Origin of the sequence: Faecalibacter bovis (genome assembly GCF_017948305.1) — a bacterium.
Taxonomy (GTDB): Bacteria; Bacteroidota; Bacteroidia; order Flavobacteriales; family Weeksellaceae; genus Empedobacter; species Empedobacter bovis.
The window spans coordinates 359697-377726 of the sequence record NZ_CP072842.1 but is presented as its reverse complement, the minus strand read 5'-3'; the positions used below and the strand labels follow the sequence as shown (position 1 = coordinate 377726).

The window sequence follows — 18030 nt, the reverse complement described above, 5'->3', positions numbered from 1 at the left end:
CGTATGAAACTTTTAAATAAATTAGTTCTATTCACATTATTAGGAGCTTCAGTTGGAACTTTGACTTCTTGTGATAATGATTTAGAAGAAATCAATGTTAACAATAATAATCCCGAGGTTGTACCTACTTACACAATCTTTAATGGGGCTAACAGATACTTAATGAACTATACACGTGACGGATGGTGGTCTGCACGTATGTCATTACCTTGGATGCAATACTCTTCTCAAAATAACTATTTAGAAGAAGATAAATATCAATATAGAGATGCTCAAACTGCAAATGGTTGGACATATTTATATCGTTCAGCGAATAACTATAAAGATATAATCCAAAGAGTGGAGAATCCAACAACAGCATCTCAAATGGCTGCTTATGGTAATCCTCAAAATCAAATTGCAGCTAGCCGTATTATGTTAGCTTATACATTTGATAATTTAGTAACACACTTTGGTGATGTGCCTTACTGGTCTTATGGTCAACAAGGAAATCCAGATTTCCAAGCTTTACAAATTGATACTTATGTAACTCCAAAATATGCATCTCAAGAAGCAATTTATGCTGATTTATTAAATGAATTAAAAGCAGCTTCTGAGCAAATTGTATTAGGTGAAAAAGTTTTCACTGGAGGTGATAATATTTATGATGGTGATGCAGCAAAATGGAAAAAATTCGCTAACTCTTTACGTTTAAGAATTGCTAACCGTTTAAAAGCTAAAATGCCTGCAGCACAAACACATATTACAGATGCAATTGCAAGTGGTGTGTTTGAATCAAATGCTGATAATGCGATTCATGCTTTTGGAACTGCTGACGCGGAAGGAAATCCATTCTGGAAAACTTTTTACGTAGATAACCGTTCTGATTTCTTCGTAAACCAAACATTTGTTGAATTATTAAAAGGTGATACGGGTTCTTACGGGCTTGATCCTCGTTTATTTAAAATTGTTGCACCACACGGAGCTACAGTTCAAACAATTAAAGCTGGTTCTGAAGGAACGTCAACAGATTTAACTAAGTATACAGGTATGCCTTATGGGCAACCAACAGCTGATGCAACTTACTTAAATACATCTATTATCAATTTCTTCTCTTCTAATTACACAAAAATTAATAAAGGAGAAGTATTAATGGAGTATGCTGAGGTTCAGTTTATTTTATCTGAAGTTAACGGATGGTCTCAAGCAAACTACGAAGCTGGTGTTAGAGCTAATATGGAGAGATGGGGAGTTGATACAGCAAGTATTGATGCGTTTGTAGCAGCTTTACCTGCAGCTTCTCAAGAACACGTATTAAATCAAAAATACATCACTTTATTAGGAAATGCTGACGAAGCTTGGAACGAATATAGAAGAACAGGTTATCCAAACACTTCTATTTTATTAATGCCAGGTGAAACAGGAACTCGTCCTAACGGAACAACTTATGTATTTACACCATTAATTTCTGGAAATGTAGTTGTTACAGATTTACCAGGTCGTGTTAGATACCCAGTTTCTCAACAAACATTAAATAGAGCAAACTGGACTGCTGCAATTTCTGGATTATCTAACGGTGATGAAATTAACTCTAAGTTATATTTCGCACGTTAATTATAAAGACTTAGTCAATCTATTATAACATTAAGCCTCTCCATTGGAGAGGCTTTTTTATTGAGGTGAGCTTATTAAAATAAAAAAAGTCGTAGAAATTTCTACGACTTTGATTTATATATTGCTAAATTATTAATTAGAATAATTTGGAGCTTCTTTTGTAATTACAACATCATGTGGATGAGATTCATGTAAACCAGCACCTGTAATCTTAACGAATTTACCATTTTCAATTAAATCTTGAATAGTAGGTGTACCACAGTAACCCATTCCAGCTCTTAAACCACCACATAATTGATAAACTACGTCTGAAATAGAACCTTTATGAGGAACACGACCTTCAATTCCTTCAGGAACTAATTTATTAGCATCTGATTGGAAATAACGATCTTTAGATCCACGTTTCATCGCTGCTAAAGAACCCATTCCTTGGTATGCTTTAAATTTACGACCTTGGAAAATGATTTCTTCTCCTGGAGCTTCATCCGTACCAGCAAATAAACTTCCTAACATGACTAAGTTTGCACCAGCTGCAATTGCTTTTACAATATCTCCTGATAACTTGATACCACCATCACCAATAACCGAAACGTTTCTTGTTTTAGCATAGTTATAAACATCGTGGATTGCTGATAATTGAGGTACACCAACACCTGCTACAACACGAGTTGTACAAATAGATCCTGGTCCAACACCAACTTTTAATGCATTTGCTCCAGCATCAATTAACGCTTTAGCTGCATCAGCAGTTACAATATTTCCACCTACAATATCTAAAAGAGGGAAAGCATTACGAACTTCTGCAACTTTGTTAATTACACCTGCAGAATGTCCATGAGCTGAATCTAAGGCAACAATATCAACACCTTTGTTTACTAATGCTTGTACACGTTCTAAAGTGTCAGCACCAACACCAACACCAGCACCAACGCGTAAACGACCTTGAGAATCTTTACAAGCGTTTGGAAATTCTGTTAAGTTATCAATATCCTTAATTGTAATTAAACCAATTAATTTATTGTATTGGTCAACAATTGGTAATTTTTCAATTCTATATTGAGATAAAATAGATTTAGCTTTTAATAAATCTGTATCAATTCCAGAAGTAATAATGTTTTCTTTCGTCATTACATCTTCAATCAATTGATCGAAGTTAACTTGGTAACGAATATCACGATTAGTGATTATACCTACTAATGTTCTATCTTCTTCAATTACAGGTAGACCAGAAATCTTATATTTTTCCATTAATGCAACAGCATCACGTAAAGTATGTTTTCTTGTTAAAGTAATTGGATCTGAAATCATTCCGTTTTCAGAACGTTTAACCATATCAATTTCATTCGCTTGTTCTTCGATTGACATGTTTTTGTGGATAAAAGATAATCCACCTTCACGTGCAAGTGCGATCGCTAAACGAGCTTCTGATACTGTGTCCATCGCTGCAGAAACGATAGGAACATTTAAGGTTATGTTGTCTGTGAATCGTGTTTGTAGAGATACTTGGTTCGGTAGAATCTCTGAGAAAGCCGGTACTAATAACACATCGTCAAAAGTATAGCCAGTTTGAAGTATTTTGTCTGTTAAAGGCATTGCTTTTTGCAGTGCAAATATAAACCATATTGTCTAATAAATCAAATTATCCTAAAAACAATTAATCTAAATTATTTTCAATATTTTTACCTTAATTTCGCAAGATAGTTTATTGAAAAATGGATAATAATTTCAGAAAATGGAATAATATCTTAGGTTGGGTAATGTTTGCAATAGCAGCTGTCGTTTATTTGATGACGATGGAACGCCACCTAAGTTTATGGGATTGTGGGGAATATATTGTTTCCTCAGCTAAATTAGGAGTTACACATGCTCCGGGAGCGGCTTTGTTTCAATTGTTTGGAGCCGTTTGGGCAGGTTTATCATTTGGTGACGGAGGTAAATATGCTATTTTAATTAATTCAACTTCAGCATTATTTAGTGCGGGAACAATATTGTTTTTGTTTTGGACAATTACATATTTCGCTCGAAAAATGTTCATGAATCAAAAGGATATCAATATTTCTGTTGATGCAATTAGTTTAAATCAAACACAAAAATTAATCACTTTAGGTAGTGGCCTTATAGGTGCATCAATTTTTATGTTTAGTGATACATTTTGGTTTTCAGCGGTTGAAGGAGAGGTTTACGCTATGTCGTCTTTCTTTACAGCTGTAATTGTTTGGTTAATTACAAAATGGGATCCAGTTGCAGATACTGAACGTGGTAACAAATGGTTAGTGGTGATTGCTTTATTCATTGGTCTTTCGATCGGTGTTCACTTAATGGCAATACTTGCGGTTCCTTTAGTTTGTTACGTTTATTACGCACGAAAATATAAATTTAGTGTTAAAAGTTTCATCATCGCAAACATTATAACAGTTGGGATTTTAGCTTTTACATTCAAAATAATTTTCCCGTTATCAATGACATTCTTTGGTAAAACAGAGATTTATGTTGTTAATAATTTAGGAATGCCTTTCCATTCAGGTTCAATAATAGCGTCTGTTATATTAATTGGATTTTTATATGCGGTATTTAAATTATCAAAAAAATATGGTTCTGCGTTAGTTAATACCATTTCTTGGTGTGTAACTTTTATGTTAGTAGGATTTTCATGTTGGTTAGTTATTCCGATTCGTGCGAATGCAAATCCTCACATGAATTTGAATGATCCTGATACTGCCTTAGGAGTTTTAGATTATTTTAATCGTGAACAATATGGTTCATGGCCTGTAATGTACGGTCCAGCTTATACAGCTCATATTGCCAATGATGGGATCAACAAAGATGCTGATGGTAATTATGAAAGAGTTGTAACAGGTGCTGATTATGTAAAAGATAATAGAATTGGACAATATGTAAAAGTTTCAGATCGTATCGATTATGTATATAACGATAAGTATATGAAGATTTTCCCTAAAATGTTCAATCCAGATCCGAATGTAATGGAAAACTATGCTGCGGTTTATGGTTTTCCAGAATTTTCTTTAAACGCAGCTTATTATAATGATGAAGGTGCGCAACAAGCTTACGCGGAATTAATGTCTCGTAAAGAAGCAAAATCATTAAAGATTGCTGATTTAAGAAAATATAATGAGATTTTAGATATTGAACCCCCAACGTTTGCACAACAAGTAAACTACTTCTTAGATTATCAAGTTGGTTATATGTTTTTACGTTATTTTATGTGGAATTTCTCTGGTCGTCAAAATGATTTAGAAGGAAATTTTGAAGTAACGAAAGGAAATTGGATTTCTGGTTTCTCATTTATTGATAATCCACGTTTAGGAGATCAATCTATATTACCAGCAGAATATAAAAATGATGGTACAAATGTATATTACATGTTACCATTAATCTTAGGTTTAATCGGAATGTTTGTTCAATTAAACAGAAACTTTGTAAACTGGTGGGCAATATTATCGTTGTTCTTCTTAACAAGTGTGGGTATCATTATCTATACTTCTGTTAAACCGTTTGAACCACGCGAACGTGATTATGCATTAGTTAGTTCGTTTTTTGCCTTTTCTATTTGGTGTGGGTTAGGAGTACAAGGTATTTATTTTGCTTTAAAGAAAATTACAAAGAAAGAAGTAACTCCTGGTTTAGCAGGTGGGGTAATTGCGGTTTTAGCAGGAATTCCAGTATTAATGGGATTCCAAAATTGGGATGATCATGATCGTTCAGAACGTTCAGTTGCTTATTCTTTAGCGTACAACTACATAAATCCGTTAGATAAAAATGCTATTTTATTTGTTTACGGAGATAATGACACGTATCCTTTATGGGGATTACAAGAAACAGAAAATTTCCGTGAAGATGTGAAGATTGCTAATTTAACTTTAGCGGCTTCTCCATGGAATTTAGAACAATTGTTGCGCCGTACTTATAATGCAACTGGTTTACCTACTAATTTGAAAACTTCAGATTTCCAAAGTGGTACGAATGATAATATCTTCATGGTAGCTGGTACGATTGCAAATATTTTTGATCAATTAAATTCATTTACGAAAACAGGTCCTAATGGAGAAAAAATAGCTTTATCACAATTAGCTCAAATGACTCCTGAACAGGCATCTCAATTCTTAACTGATCCTGAATTAGATTTAAATCAAATATTATCTGTTTATACAGGTTTAGCTCCGTTAGAAAAGTTTATTACAAACGATACAATGACGGCGAAAGAAGCTATTGATTTTATTTTAGATAATAAATCTGAGACTAAAAAAGCGTTAGCTGATTATTTTGGTTATCAAGTTGGTCCGGTTAATTTCTTACCAGTTAGTAAAATTAAAATTCCGGTAAATAAAGCTAATGCTATTAAATACGGTATTGTTGCAAAAGAAGATGCTGATAAAATGGTGGATGAAATCGTAATTAATATTACAAAATCAACTTTATATAAAAGTGATTTAATGATGATTTCAATGTTAGCAAATTACAACTGGGATCGTCCGATTTATTTCAGTGGAGGTGGAGTTTCAGATGCTTCAAATACATTCTATTTAAATGATTATTTACAAAATACGGGTCTTACTTACAAATTTGTTCCTATTTACAATGAATTTGGAAAAGGCGGTGTAATTGGAGGATCTAACTTAAATGAGTTATCAAGAATTTTCTATTCATTCAAATCTTCAGGTTTCGAGAATCCAAATGCATCATTTAGTATTACAGAACGTGCTTACACTTCTTCGTACAGAAATGTAGCAGTACGTTTGGCTGATGATTTATTAAAAGCAGGTAAGAAAGCAGAAGCGATTAAAGTGTTAGATAAAATAATGAATGATATTCCTGCTTGGACACAATATGATGTAGGGTATGGTGTAAGCCGTATTGCTGGATTATATTTAAAAGCCGGAGAAAATAAGAAAGCTCAAGATTTATTTGCTTACGTGCGTAAAAACTCTAATGACAAAATTAATTTCTTTAATACGTTATCAATAGGAAATAGAAATACAGTGTCGAGAGATGTTGCAAGTGCAAAAAGTGATATCATGATGGCTCTGTTTAATGAAGTTTCTGCAATTTCTGAAAAAGGTGAAAAACAAAAAGCTTTAGCTCGTTTCGAGAAAGATTTTGCACCTTTAAAAGCAGAATTTGAAACAATGTATAAAGAAGTTATCGCAGACGGAAAAGTTGATCCAAATGAAGAAACGAGATTGATGAATCAATTAAATTTCTTAAATGATTTAATTGGTGTAGCTGCAGAAGTTGATACAATTTATGCTAAAAAACAGCAAGATATTTTATATAAAATTGTTGGTCAGTAACAAAAAACTATAAATTTTTAAAAGGGATTCTGTATAGAATCCCTTTTTTAATTGATTAATATTTAGCTCTTAGCGCCCTGTTTAATTAGGTTTTTTAAAAAATGTTGACAATTTTGTGAATTTTGGCACACTACTTGAAAAGTATATTGTGTAATCATAATTAAGATTACAATTAAATAGATTTAAAAAATTAATTATAAAGAACATGAAAAAGTTATTTTTTGCAGCTGCTTTCGCAGCAGTTGGTTTAGTAGGAGTTAATGCACAAACAGGAGTTGAAGGTACAGTACATGTTGGTATCCCAGTAGGAGATACTTCAGATGTTTCTTCTTTCAATATTGGAGTAGATTTAGCATACTTACACCCAGTAGCAGATAACTTCAAGTTAGGAGCTAAAGTAGGATATGATCACTTCATTGGTAAGGATTATGATTACGTAGTTGCTGGACAAGTTTTTACTAACGAAGGTGAAGATTATGGATTTATTCCATTAGCTGCTACAGCAAAATATGAGTTTAACAACAACTTATTTATTGGTGCTGATTTAGGTTATGCTTTCGCTACAACTGATGGGTTAGAAGGTGGTTTATTCTACCAACCAAAAGTAGGTTATTCAGCAGCAACTTGGGATTTATACGCAGGTTATAAAGGAATCAGTGCAGGACCAGAAAACAACGACTACGTTGATTACAAATTCAATGCGGTTTCTGTAGGTTTCGCTTACAAATTTTAATAAAAAAATTAGTATTACTTCATAAAAGCCACCCTTTTAGGGTGGTTTTTTTGTTTAATAAATACTTAAAAATAGGTATTTTGTTTTTTATATAGCTTATTGATGTGTTAAATTAAATATTTATAAAACCATTATAAGTGTTTAATGTTTTATAAACAGCTAGTTATATGTTTTTTTATAATTCTTAATCAATTTAATTTATAAACTACTACGCGAAGTATCAAGTATAGATATATTTTTGTTATAGGTTAGTTAGGTTAGTTTTATGAAAAAGTTAGTATTGGTATTTACACTATTCTTAGGTGTAAATTTATTTAGCCAAGACACTAACAAGATTGGTTTACAAGTCAATGCTTATGCAGGTATGCCTGTAGGACATATAGCAAATGACTCGTCAATTAACTTTGGTGTGTCTTTAGGTTATCTAGGAGAAGTATGCGATTTTTTACGAGTAGGAGGTTCTGTTGGTTATGATCACTCAGTTTTAAAATCAGATTCTCAAATTCAATCTTCACGTGGATATCAATTTTTAATGATTGGAGCAACTGCAGAATTAGATCTTTATCAAGATTTATACTTCGCCGCAGATTTGGGTTATGCTTTTAACCAAACGAAAGAAGGTTTGGGAAGTCATTACTTTACTCCAAAATTAGGGTATCATTTTTCTGAAGATTTTGATCTTTATTTACATTACAAAGCAGTAAGATTTACAGGTTATCAAGTTGCTTCAACAGGTGTAGGAATTGCTTATAATTTCTAAAAACGTAAATTTTGTGTATAAAAGTTGATTATATTATTTATAATCAACTTTTATATTTTATTGGTATGCAGTCGTTTAATTTGTTTTGTATTTGGTTTAACATTTTTTGGCATAAGTATTGAAAATTGTAGATAGAATCTAAATTCAAAAATTTAATAAAATGAAAAAGTTATTTTTTGTAGCAGTAGGGTTAGTTAGTATGGTAGGTGTAAATGCACAAGAGAAAACAGAAACTCCACAGTTAGGTATTAAAACAAGTGCTAATGTAACATCTTTTTTAGGTGATGATGTTAATGATGATGATTACAAATTAGGTTGGTCAGCTGGTTTATATTACCATATTCCAATTAATCAAACACTTGCTATTCAACCAGAGGTGAATTACGCTAGAGTTGGAGCAAAATATAAAAACGAATTAATTAATGCCGAAAACATTACACGTACATATTCTAATTCAACAACTTTAGATTATATTCAAGTACCTGTTTTATTAAAAATTTACCCAGGTGAATCTCGCTTCAATTTTGAAGTTGGTCCACAAGTAGGATTTAACATTTACGCTTCTAATAAAGCAAAATTTGATACAAATATTGCAGGAGAAAATATAGTTTCTGAAACTAAAACAGATATCTCAGACAACGTAGAAAAAGTTGATTACGGAATTGTTGGTGGTATTGGATACAACATTACTGACAATGTAAATGTTGGAGCTAGATATTATTTAGGATTACAAGATACTTTTAAAAGTGATTCTAATTTCGATGCTAAAAATCACGGATTTACTTTCGGAGTTGGATATTCGTTCTAATCAATTAGGATAAATTTTATAACATAATAAAAAAGGCACTCATAGAGTGCCTTTTTTAATTTGAAATTATTTTACGAATTGTATTATTTAAAATCATTGCGTTAAATAATAGAATCCCGATTAATCCAATTATGCTTGCAAGTATAACTTCTATAAATGATGAATTTTCAATCACTATAAAATTTCCTATTTTAGATTTAATATATTCCATAGTATAATAAACTAGCGGTAAACTAAAGATAAGTCCTAGACAAATGAAAAAAGCCATCAATTTTAGATATGGTTTGCTCAGTTGTGTTTTTGAAAATCCAATTAATGATAAATCTTTTATTTTGTTTCGGTTCTTTTCTATCAATAATTGAAAGTTAATTATCATAAGCCAAATTGCCGCAAAAACGATAATTCCACCGATTAATAAGACTAAGCTAAAAGCTAATTTTAGGTAAGATGTTAATTCGTTATTTTTAAGTTCATCTTTATTGATGTCATAATTTTGCTCTTCAAAAAATGTTGAATAATTTTCATCACCATTATTAGAAGTTTGAACTATAATTCTGGAAGGTTCAGAAATTTCATTTGGAGCGAAATTTTTATTTGCCCATTGTAAATAATTTTCAGGAACTAAAATGGTATTAATTTTTGTTGTAAAATCAACAATTCTCGCTTGAAAAACTTTTTGATTATTACCTTTTCCAATGACTAATTGAAACGGAATTTTAGTAAATAAACTTTCCGAAACTTGAGGTAAACCTTGGCTTGATGCAAAACCAAAATTGTATAGATTTAAATAGCTTTTCGGGATGATAATTGGGATAATTTCATCACCTTCTTTCCATTTCCATTGCTGGTTATCAACATCAATAAATTGTTCAGGAACTGATTCGAAAAATAAATCTGTCGAAAATCCTCTTATTCCACCAACGCCACCAACTTGTAGTTTTACTGGAAATAAACTGGATTGAAAAGTTCCGATTTCTTCTATAAATTTTTGACTTTTAATATTCTCAATTTCGTCTAGATCAAATGTAGGTTTATTGCCAGTTAAAGTTCCTAATGCTGAAATTTTTTTGTTTAAAACGATGTAATTAGACTTCCAGATAGAACTATCTTTTGTAAAATTTTTAGCAAAATCAAAATACAGAACATTGGCTAAAATCAAAATATAGAAACCTATAATTGTGAAAATAAAAAAAGTAATCATTCGCGTAAAACTGATTTCTTTACGAACAATTTTTTGTAAAAGTTGGTTAGAGGTTAATGACATGATTTAATCTTTGATCTTCTATTGTTTGCAAACTTGTTAGTATAATTCCTGCATTATTTTTCTTCGCTTCATTGATGATTAAATCCAATAATAGCGTTTGATTGATCTGGTCTAAATGGCTAAAAGGCTCATCTAAAAGGATAAAATCAAATGTTTGACAAAAAGCTCTAATTACAGCAATTCGTTGCCTTTGCCCATAAGAAAGATGCACAGCTTTTTGATTCAAATGTTTTGATAATCCAACCACTTCAATCCAATTTTTAATCTCATTTTCACTGGCATGATTGGTTAATCCATTTTTTAGTTGAATATTTTCTAAAAGTGTCAATTCTTCAAAAAGATGTAAACCTTGAAAAACATAAGAAATTTTTGTTTTTCTGATCTCATTCCAATTTTTAGAATTTAATGCTGAAATATTTTGACCATCAAATAAAACATTTCCGTCATAATCATTTCTATCACCATAAATGATGTTGATTAATGTTGATTTTCCGATTCCAGAATGTGCTACAATTTGATAATATTTACCTTTTTCGAAAACCAATTCTTTGTCCCAAAGTTCAGATTCGCTAAAACCAAAATCTTTAAGTGGGTGTGGAATGACTTTATTTATTTTAATTTTTTCCATTTGATAAAATTCCTGGATTTGAATAAACTGAATAGGTTTGGTCTAAAAATAATAATAGTGTTTCTAACGTATTTACGTTATTATTTTTAAGATGCAACTTTCCAGTTTTAGTGTATTCATCTGTTACATTAATTTCTAATTTAGAAAATTGATTGATAAATTTTTCTATTTCATTTGTTACCGGAATAGGTGAATTCTGAAGAAAATATTGTTTTACTTCGATCGGATAATCTTCAAAGTTTAAATTAACATTAGCAAACATCGAATTTTTAGCTCCGGCTGAAAATGGCGATTGAACAAAATTATTTTTACTTACACGGTTCAAAACAAAATTATTAATCTGAATTTGATTATTCGTGATAAACATAATGTTATGATTGTAAGCGAAATAAATATTTTGCGTTGAATTTATTTTTAGCACGTGATAATTTCCATGCGTTGTAATTCCATTTCTGAAATTTGAAATAAAATGTTGATAAAAATTTTTGTCCTTCATTTTACCAGCTAAAATAAATTGTGGAATAATAATCTTTTTTTCAAAAGTTTCTTTTTTACCGAAATAGTCATTTACACTGAAAGTTTTAGCAGCTTCAAAATCAAAAATGCTAAGTAAAGCCTCACCTTCGAAAGATTGTTCTAAAGTTTTAACATCAATATTATATTCAGTAAAAAAATCTGATAACAAATTATAATTATTTAATACGCTTCGTGTATTTGATGGATATACACCAATAGAAAAATTCGCATAACTTCTTTCAGGGAAATATTTATAAAAATCGGTATTGATTTTAGATTTCCACATTGGTCGTTTTTCTAATTCGATTTTTGTAGCTGGATCTGGATGAAATTTTTGCGTAAAACTGATATTATTATCATTAAAAGAAAGATAAGTCGCCCATGAACTTTTTGTTAAATCTAATTCATTTGGATTTTGGCTTGAATTTTTAGCAAAATATTGAGTGAAATTTCCAGTATACCAAATGTTTACATCTTGTGTATTTTTAATGAAATCTTCAAAACTTATATTATCAATTAATGAATTTTCATTTTTTATTAATTTTTCAAAAAAAGTATTTAAAGTTGTTGTAGAAGTTCCGTATTCTCCAGCAATAAAGAAAAATTGATTTTTATTCCAAGCGATGTATGGTTTTTTATTTCCATTGATGAAGGTGTAATTATTTTCATCAGTAAAAGAAATTTCTTGGTTGTAGATGGATTTATAAATCGTTTTTAAATGATTCTCAAAATCGCTTTTGCTATTCATATTCATGGATAGCGTAACAATAGTTTTATTATTCACCTTTTTACCAAAAATGTAAATTGGCGAGATAATATCTAAACCAGCTTCAGTTGGAGATTTTTTAATTGAATTGATCAATTCTTTTAACTCAGGATCAGTATTATTAATTTCATTCAGCGCTAATTCAGCTACATTATACTGACTGATATTTTTAAAATTTCCTTTTTGAGCTATCGTTTTTGGGTTTAATTGGATGACAAAATCAGAGTCTGCTGGAATCATTTCAACATAATCTTTCTTATTCCCACAACTTAAAAGTTGTAACAGCAGGAAAGTAAACATTATCACATTCAATAATTTTCTCATATTCGTAAGAGATTTATTAGATTTTTTATAGATACTACAAAATTGCTAAAATATTTCGCTAATAATTAAAGAATTTCAAGTAAATCATCTAAATATTTTTAATTTTAAAATGGGATATCCCAAAACAATATAAAAAGCCCTTTTTTTATCATAATTGCGCAATTTTCCTTATATTCGCAAACCTTGATTTAGAAAGAAATAAACTCAGAATTCATGGCAAATAAATTCAAAGAATATAAGCACTTAGACTTAGTACAAGTCGCACATGATACTTTACAAGATTGGAAAGAAAATAATGTTTTTGAGAAAAGTATTACATCTCGTGAAGGGAATGATTCATACGTTTTCTACGAAGGTCCACCTTCAGCAAACGGAAAGCCAGGAATTCACCATGTTTTATCACGTTCAATCAAAGATATTTTTTGTCGTTACCAAACGTTGAAAGGAAAACAAGTTTTTCGTAAAGCAGGTTGGGATACTCATGGTTTACCAGTTGAATTAGGTACTGAAAAAGAATTAGGTATTACTAAAGAAGATATTGGTACTAAAATTTCGATTACTGAATATAACGAAGCTTGTAAAAATACAGTTATGCGTTACACAGATTTGTGGAATGATTTAACTGAAAAAATGGGGTATTGGGTTGATATGGATGATCCATATATTACTTACAAGCCTAAATACATGGAGTCAGTTTGGTGGTTATTGAAACAAATTTATAATAAAGATTTATTATACAAAGGTTACACAATCCAACCATATTCGCCAAAAGCAGGTACTGGTTTATCTTCTCACGAGTTAAATCAACCAGGAACTTATAAAGATGTTACTGACACAACAATTGTAGCTCAATTCAAAGCAAAGAAAGAATCTTCAGATTTATTAAAAGATGTTGATGGAGATGTTTATTTCTTAGCTTGGACAACAACTCCTTGGACTTTACCTTCGAATACAGCCTTAACAGTAGGACCAAAAATTGATTACGTTTTAGTTGAAACTTTCAACCAATATACATTCGAACCAATAAAAGTAATCTTAGCAAAACCATTGTTAGGAAAACAATTTAATAAACCATATTTCTTAGCAGAAACTGAAGAAGATTTCACAGTTTATGCAGCAGGAAACAAAACAATTCCTTACCGTATTTTAGCTGAATACAAAGGAGCTGATTTAGTTGGAGCTCAATACGAACAATTATTACCATGGGCTTTACCATTTGAAGATGCTGACAAAGCATTCCAAGTTATTCCTGGAGATTTCGTTACAACAGAAGACGGTACAGGTATCGTTCATACAGCGCCTACTTTTGGTGCAGATGATGCTAAAGTTGCGAAAGATGCAGGTGTTCCAGCCATGTTAATTTTAGATGCAAACGGTAATGCTGTTCCATTAGTAGATTTACAAGGTCGTTTCGTTGAGTCTTTAGGTGAAGGTTTCGGAGGAAAATACGTTAAAAACGAATACTACGATGAAGGGCAAGAACCAGAAAGATCGGTTGATGTTGAAATCGCAATTTTATTAAAAGAGCGCAACCAAGCCTTCAAAGTTGAAAAATACAAACACAGTTACCCACATTGTTGGCGTACTGACAAACCAATTTTATATTACCCATTAGATTCTTGGTTCATTAAAGTAACTGAGGTGAAAGATCGTATGGTTGAATTAAATCAAGAAATTAACTGGAAACCAAAAGCTACTGGTGAAGGTCGTTTCGGAAATTGGTTAGAAAATGTAAATGACTGGAATTTATCTCGTTCTCGTTACTGGGGTATTCCATTACCAATTTGGAGAACTGAAGAAGGTGATGAAGTAACAGTTGTTGGTTCTGTTGAAGAATTAGTTGCTGAAATTGAGAAATCTATCGCAGCTGGTTTTATGACAACAAATCCTTTCGAATCTTTCGAAGTTGGAAATATGTCTGAAGATAACTATGATTTAATCGACTTACACAAAAATGTAGTGGATGAAATCACTTTAGTTTCTGCTTCAGGAAAACCAATGAAACGCGAATCTGACTTAATCGACGTTTGGTTCGATTCAGGAGCGATGCCTTATGCACAAGTTCACTATCCATTCGAGAACAAAGAATTAATCGACAACGGAACAATGTATCCTGCTGATTTCATTGCAGAAGGGGTAGATCAAACGCGTGGTTGGTTCTATACTTTACATGCAATTGGAACATTAGTTTTCGATTCTAAAGCATACAAAAATGTTGTGTCTAATGGATTAGTTTTAGATAAGAATGGACAAAAAATGTCTAAACGTTTAGGAAATGCTGTTGATCCTTTTGATACTTTAGCTACTTATGGGCCTGATGCTACGCGTTGGTACATGATTGCTAATGCTCAACCATGGGAAAACTTAAAATTCGATTTAGTAGGTGTTGATGAGGTTCGTCGTAAATTATTCGGAACGTTATATAACACTTATTCATTCTTTGCTTTATACGCAAATGTTGATGGATTTACATATGCTGAAGAAGAAATTCCTGTAGAAGAACGTGCAGAATTAGACCAATGGATTTTATCAGAATTAAATACTTTAACGAAAAAAGTTGATGCTTATTTAGCAGAATACGAACCAACAAAAGCGGCTCGTGCAATTCAAGAATTCGTTATCGATAATTTATCTAACTGGCACATTCGTTTATCAAGAAGACGTTTCTGGAGAGGAGAGTACTCAAAAGATAAAATATCTGCATACCAAACTTTATATACAGTATTAGAAACTGTTGCTATTTTAGGATCTCCAATCGCACCATTCTTTATGGATCGTTTGTACAAAGACTTAAATGCTGCAACTGGTAAAAATGCTGCTGAATCTGTACACTTAGCATTATTCCCAACTGTGGATGAATCGTTAATCAAATCAGATTTAGAAGAGCAAACTCATTTAGCGCAAACAGCAACAAGTATGATTTTATCACTTCGTAAATTAAGTGATATGAAAGTACGTCAACCATTACAAAAAGTAATTATTCCTGTATTAAATGATTCGATGAAACAAAAATTAGAATCAATTACAGAATTATTAAAACAAGAGGTTAACGTTAAAGAAATTCAATTATTAACAAACGAAGAAGCTTCTAGTTTATTGGTTAAATCAATTAAACCTAATTTTAAAACATTAGGACCTAAGTTTGGTAAAGAAATGAAAGCTATTTCAGTTGCTACCACACAATTGTCAAATGACGAAATTGTTAAATTAGAAACTGAAGGTAAAATTGATTTGGTAATCGACAATAAAACTTATACTTTAGAACTAGAAGATTTTGAAATTTCTACTAAAGATATTCCAGGTTGGACTGTAGCATCTAATTCTACTTTAACAGTAGCTTTAGACATACAATTATCTGAAGAATTAATCAACGAAGGAATTGCGCGCGAAATTGTGAATCGTGTTCAAAATTTACGTAAGGAAACAGGACTAGAAGTAACCGACAAAATAATACTATTATTAAAAAATGATGAACCTATCGTAAAAGCTGTTGAGAAAAACAAAGATTACATCTGTTCGGAAACATTAACTGAAGTACTAGAAATAGTTGATTCGGTTGAAAATGGTCACGCAGTTGAAATTAATGGAATAGAAACAGTTATTGCGGTACTAAAAAAGTAAACGCTTATGACTACAGACGAAAGAGTGAGATACTCTGATAAGGAATTAGAAGAGTTTAGAGCATTAATTCAAGATAAATTGGATCAAGCAATTCGCGATTATGAACTTTTAAAAGAAGCTTATATGAATGATAGTTCGAATGGTACGGATGATACATCACCAACATTCAAAGCTTTTGAAGAAGGTTCTGAAACAATGAGCAAAGAGCAAAATGCTCAATTAGCTTCACGTCAAGAAAAATTTATCAGAGATTTAAAAAATGCATTAATTCGCATCGAGAACAAAACGTACGGAATTTGTCGTGTAACAGGAAAATTAATTAATCCTGAACGTTTAAAATTAGTTCCACACGCAACTTTAAGTATCGAAGCGAAAAATTTACAACGTTAAAAAAATATTTTGAAGAAAGTCTTTTTGATTACTTTATTGGTCATAATTTTAGATCAATTATCAAAAATTTATGTCAAAACTAATTTTTACTTAGGCGAGGATGTTGAGGTGTTTAGCTGGTTCAAAATCGCCTTCGTAGAAAATCCAGGGATGGCATACGGAATGGAGTTTGGTGGTGTTACAGGGAAAATTGTTTTAACGGTTTTACGCGTTATTTTAATTGGTTTTATTATTCACCTAATTAGAGATTGGGCGAAGAAAATATCGAATAATTATTTTCTTGTTCCTGCAGCATTAGTTTTAGCAGGTGCAATAGGAAACGTAATAGATTGCGTTTTTTATGGAGTAATGTTCGATAAAGGAACTACTTGGGATACCATGTTCGGTGGATGGGTTGGATATCCAGGCTTAGCTGAAATGAATTTTTCAGGTTATTCTGGTTGGCTAACTGGTTGCGTCGTAGATATGCTTTATTTCCCTTTGGTTGAATTTAATTGGCCAAGTTGGGTTCCATTTGTAGGAGGTCAACATTACAAGTTTTTTCAGCCTGTTTTTAATATTGCAGATACCGCAATTTCAATCGGTGGTTTTGCCTTATTTATTTTTAGAAACAAAGCTTTTATTACCGATACTGGTGAGAAAATGAAGTTTTAAAATATAAATCCCTTACAAGTAATTGTGAGGGATTTTTTTATGTTTGTTCTATGGAAATATTACTAACTTGTTTTATTAGTTTAATAGGGATTTTACTGGCTTTTATGATAATAAGAGCTAAGCTAAAAGTGAATAATGAATTAGATGTAGATATTCTAAAAGAAACTACTGATTTAAAAATATTAACTAAGATAGAATCTCAAGGATTAATTTCAACGTTCAATTCTAAAGCGGATTATTTAAAAATAGGCCAAGCAATAAATGGAATATGGTTATTAAAAACAAGAGGTTTGATTAATGGAAGTGGATATTCGGCTGTTAAATTAATTATTAATCAAGAAATAGAATCGACTTCAATATTTAATTTTAGATTGATAAATTTAGAAATAGGAAATGAAGAAGGTAAGATAATAATAGAAAACAGTAGTTTAAATAGGATAGTACTGACTTTTAGTATTAATCATGAAAAAAATCTTAAATTATTGAAAGAATTACAAAATAGCTTAAAATAAAAAATCCTTTCAAGATTACTTGAAAGGATTTTTTCGTGGTCCCTACTGGATTCGAACCAGTGACCCCCTGCTTGTAAGGCAGGTGCTCTGAACCAACTGAGCTAAGGGACCTTGTTTTAGAATTTGATTAGAAAGACTTTCTACTGTCTTTT

At 31.2% G+C, this 18030-nt stretch carries 13 protein-coding genes and 1 tRNA gene; 9 read left to right on the top strand and 5 right to left on the bottom strand.

What is annotated here, in order from left to right; genetic code table 11:
* Positions 1-3 precede the first annotated feature (3 nt).
* Positions 4-1593, top strand: a complete 1590-nt coding sequence (locus J9309_RS01895; RefSeq protein ID WP_230476759.1) for a SusD/RagB family nutrient-binding outer membrane lipoprotein — start codon at positions 4-6, stop codon at positions 1591-1593.
* 132 nt (positions 1594-1725) lie between these two features.
* Here the strand turns inward: J9309_RS01895 and guaB are convergent, their stop codons facing one another.
* Positions 1726-3186 carry an IMP dehydrogenase gene (gene guaB, locus J9309_RS01890; protein ID WP_230476758.1) on the bottom strand — a complete coding sequence of 487 codons (1461 nt, stop codon included), beginning with the start codon at positions 3184-3186 and terminating at the stop codon, positions 1726-1728.
* Positions 3187-3305: 119 nt separating this feature from the next.
* On the opposite strand from guaB, the gene J9309_RS01885 reads away from it, so the two are divergent.
* From J9309_RS01885 to J9309_RS01870, 4 genes are all read left to right on the top strand, one after another.
* Positions 3306-6902: a glycosyltransferase family 117 protein gene (locus J9309_RS01885; protein ID WP_230476757.1), complete on the top strand. Its 3597-nt coding sequence runs from the start codon at positions 3306-3308 to the stop codon at positions 6900-6902.
* A gap of 205 nt (positions 6903-7107) precedes the next feature.
* Positions 7108-7635, top strand: coding sequence for a hypothetical protein (locus J9309_RS01880; RefSeq protein ID WP_230476756.1), 528 nt, complete (start codon positions 7108-7110; stop codon positions 7633-7635).
* Between the two features lie 265 nt (positions 7636-7900).
* Entirely contained in the window at positions 7901-8395 is a 495-nt protein-coding gene (locus J9309_RS01875) for a hypothetical protein (RefSeq protein WP_230476755.1), read from the top strand.
* Positions 8396-8555: 160 nt separating this feature from the next.
* Positions 8556-9203 (top strand): porin family protein, encoded by a 648-nt coding sequence (locus J9309_RS01870; RefSeq protein WP_230476754.1) that lies wholly within the window; start codon positions 8556-8558, stop codon positions 9201-9203.
* Between the two features lie 55 nt (positions 9204-9258).
* On the opposite strand, the gene J9309_RS01865 is transcribed toward J9309_RS01870, so the two are convergent.
* The 3 genes from J9309_RS01865 to J9309_RS01855 are packed head-to-tail and all read right to left on the bottom strand — an operon-like array spanning position 9259 to position 12701.
* Positions 9259-10467: an FtsX-like permease family protein gene (locus J9309_RS01865; protein ID WP_230476753.1), complete on the bottom strand. Its 1209-nt coding sequence runs from the start codon at positions 10465-10467 to the stop codon at positions 9259-9261.
* On the bottom strand, positions 10451-11095 hold the full coding sequence (locus J9309_RS01860) for an ATP-binding cassette domain-containing protein (RefSeq protein WP_230476752.1): 645 nt from the start codon (positions 11093-11095) through the stop codon (positions 10451-10453). The genes J9309_RS01865 and J9309_RS01860 overlap by 17 nt, the downstream gene beginning before the upstream one ends.
* Positions 11082-12701 carry a DUF4836 family protein gene (locus J9309_RS01855; protein ID WP_230476751.1) on the bottom strand — a complete coding sequence of 540 codons (1620 nt, stop codon included), beginning with the start codon at positions 12699-12701 and terminating at the stop codon, positions 11082-11084. Before J9309_RS01855 ends, J9309_RS01860 begins: the two co-directional genes overlap by 14 nt.
* Before the next feature lie 213 nt (positions 12702-12914).
* Between J9309_RS01855 and ileS the strand changes: the two genes are divergently transcribed.
* From ileS to J9309_RS01835, 4 genes are read left to right on the top strand one after another with little or no spacing between them, the layout of a single operon-like run.
* Positions 12915-16322: an isoleucine--tRNA ligase gene (gene ileS, locus J9309_RS01850; protein ID WP_230476750.1), complete on the top strand. Its 3408-nt coding sequence runs from the start codon at positions 12915-12917 to the stop codon at positions 16320-16322.
* Between the two features lie 6 nt (positions 16323-16328).
* Positions 16329-16712 (top strand): TraR/DksA family transcriptional regulator, encoded by a 384-nt coding sequence (locus J9309_RS01845; RefSeq protein WP_230476749.1) that lies wholly within the window; start codon positions 16329-16331, stop codon positions 16710-16712.
* A gap of 9 nt (positions 16713-16721) precedes the next feature.
* Positions 16722-17366: a lipoprotein signal peptidase gene (locus J9309_RS01840; RefSeq protein ID WP_230476748.1), complete on the top strand. Its 645-nt coding sequence runs from the start codon at positions 16722-16724 to the stop codon at positions 17364-17366.
* 50 nt (positions 17367-17416) lie between these two features.
* Complete coding sequence (locus J9309_RS01835; RefSeq protein WP_230476747.1) at positions 17417-17878, top strand: hypothetical protein; 462 nt, start codon at positions 17417-17419, stop codon at positions 17876-17878.
* 36 nt (positions 17879-17914) lie between these two features.
* Here the strand turns inward: J9309_RS01835 and J9309_RS01830 are convergent.
* Positions 17915-17989 (bottom strand) — tRNA-Val (locus J9309_RS01830).
* Positions 17990-18030: the final 41 nt, after the last annotated feature.

Coding starts and splice junctions, on each gene's coding strand:
- J9309_RS01845 (WP_230476749.1), top strand. CDS start 16,329: ATGACTACAGACGAAAGAGTGAGATACTCTGATAAGGAATTAGAAGAG.
- J9309_RS01885 (WP_230476757.1), top strand. CDS start 3,306: ATGGATAATAATTTCAGAAAATGGAATAATATCTTAGGTTGGGTAATG.
- ileS (WP_230476750.1), top strand. CDS start 12,915: ATGGCAAATAAATTCAAAGAATATAAGCACTTAGACTTAGTACAAGTC.
- J9309_RS01895 (WP_230476759.1), top strand. CDS start 4: ATGAAACTTTTAAATAAATTAGTTCTATTCACATTATTAGGAGCTTCA.
- J9309_RS01860 (WP_230476752.1), bottom strand. CDS start 11,095: ATGGAAAAAATTAAAATAAATAAAGTCATTCCACACCCACTTAAAGAT.
- J9309_RS01835 (WP_230476747.1), top strand. CDS start 17,417: ATGGAAATATTACTAACTTGTTTTATTAGTTTAATAGGGATTTTACTG.
- J9309_RS01865 (WP_230476753.1), bottom strand. CDS start 10,467: ATGTCATTAACCTCTAACCAACTTTTACAAAAAATTGTTCGTAAAGAA.
- J9309_RS01855 (WP_230476751.1), bottom strand. CDS start 12,701: ATGAGAAAATTATTGAATGTGATAATGTTTACTTTCCTGCTGTTACAA.
- guaB (WP_230476758.1), bottom strand. CDS start 3,186: ATGCCTTTAACAGACAAAATACTTCAAACTGGCTATACTTTTGACGAT.
- J9309_RS01875 (WP_230476755.1), top strand. CDS start 7,901: ATGAAAAAGTTAGTATTGGTATTTACACTATTCTTAGGTGTAAATTTA.
- J9309_RS01880 (WP_230476756.1), top strand. CDS start 7,108: ATGAAAAAGTTATTTTTTGCAGCTGCTTTCGCAGCAGTTGGTTTAGTA.
- J9309_RS01870 (WP_230476754.1), top strand. CDS start 8,556: ATGAAAAAGTTATTTTTTGTAGCAGTAGGGTTAGTTAGTATGGTAGGT.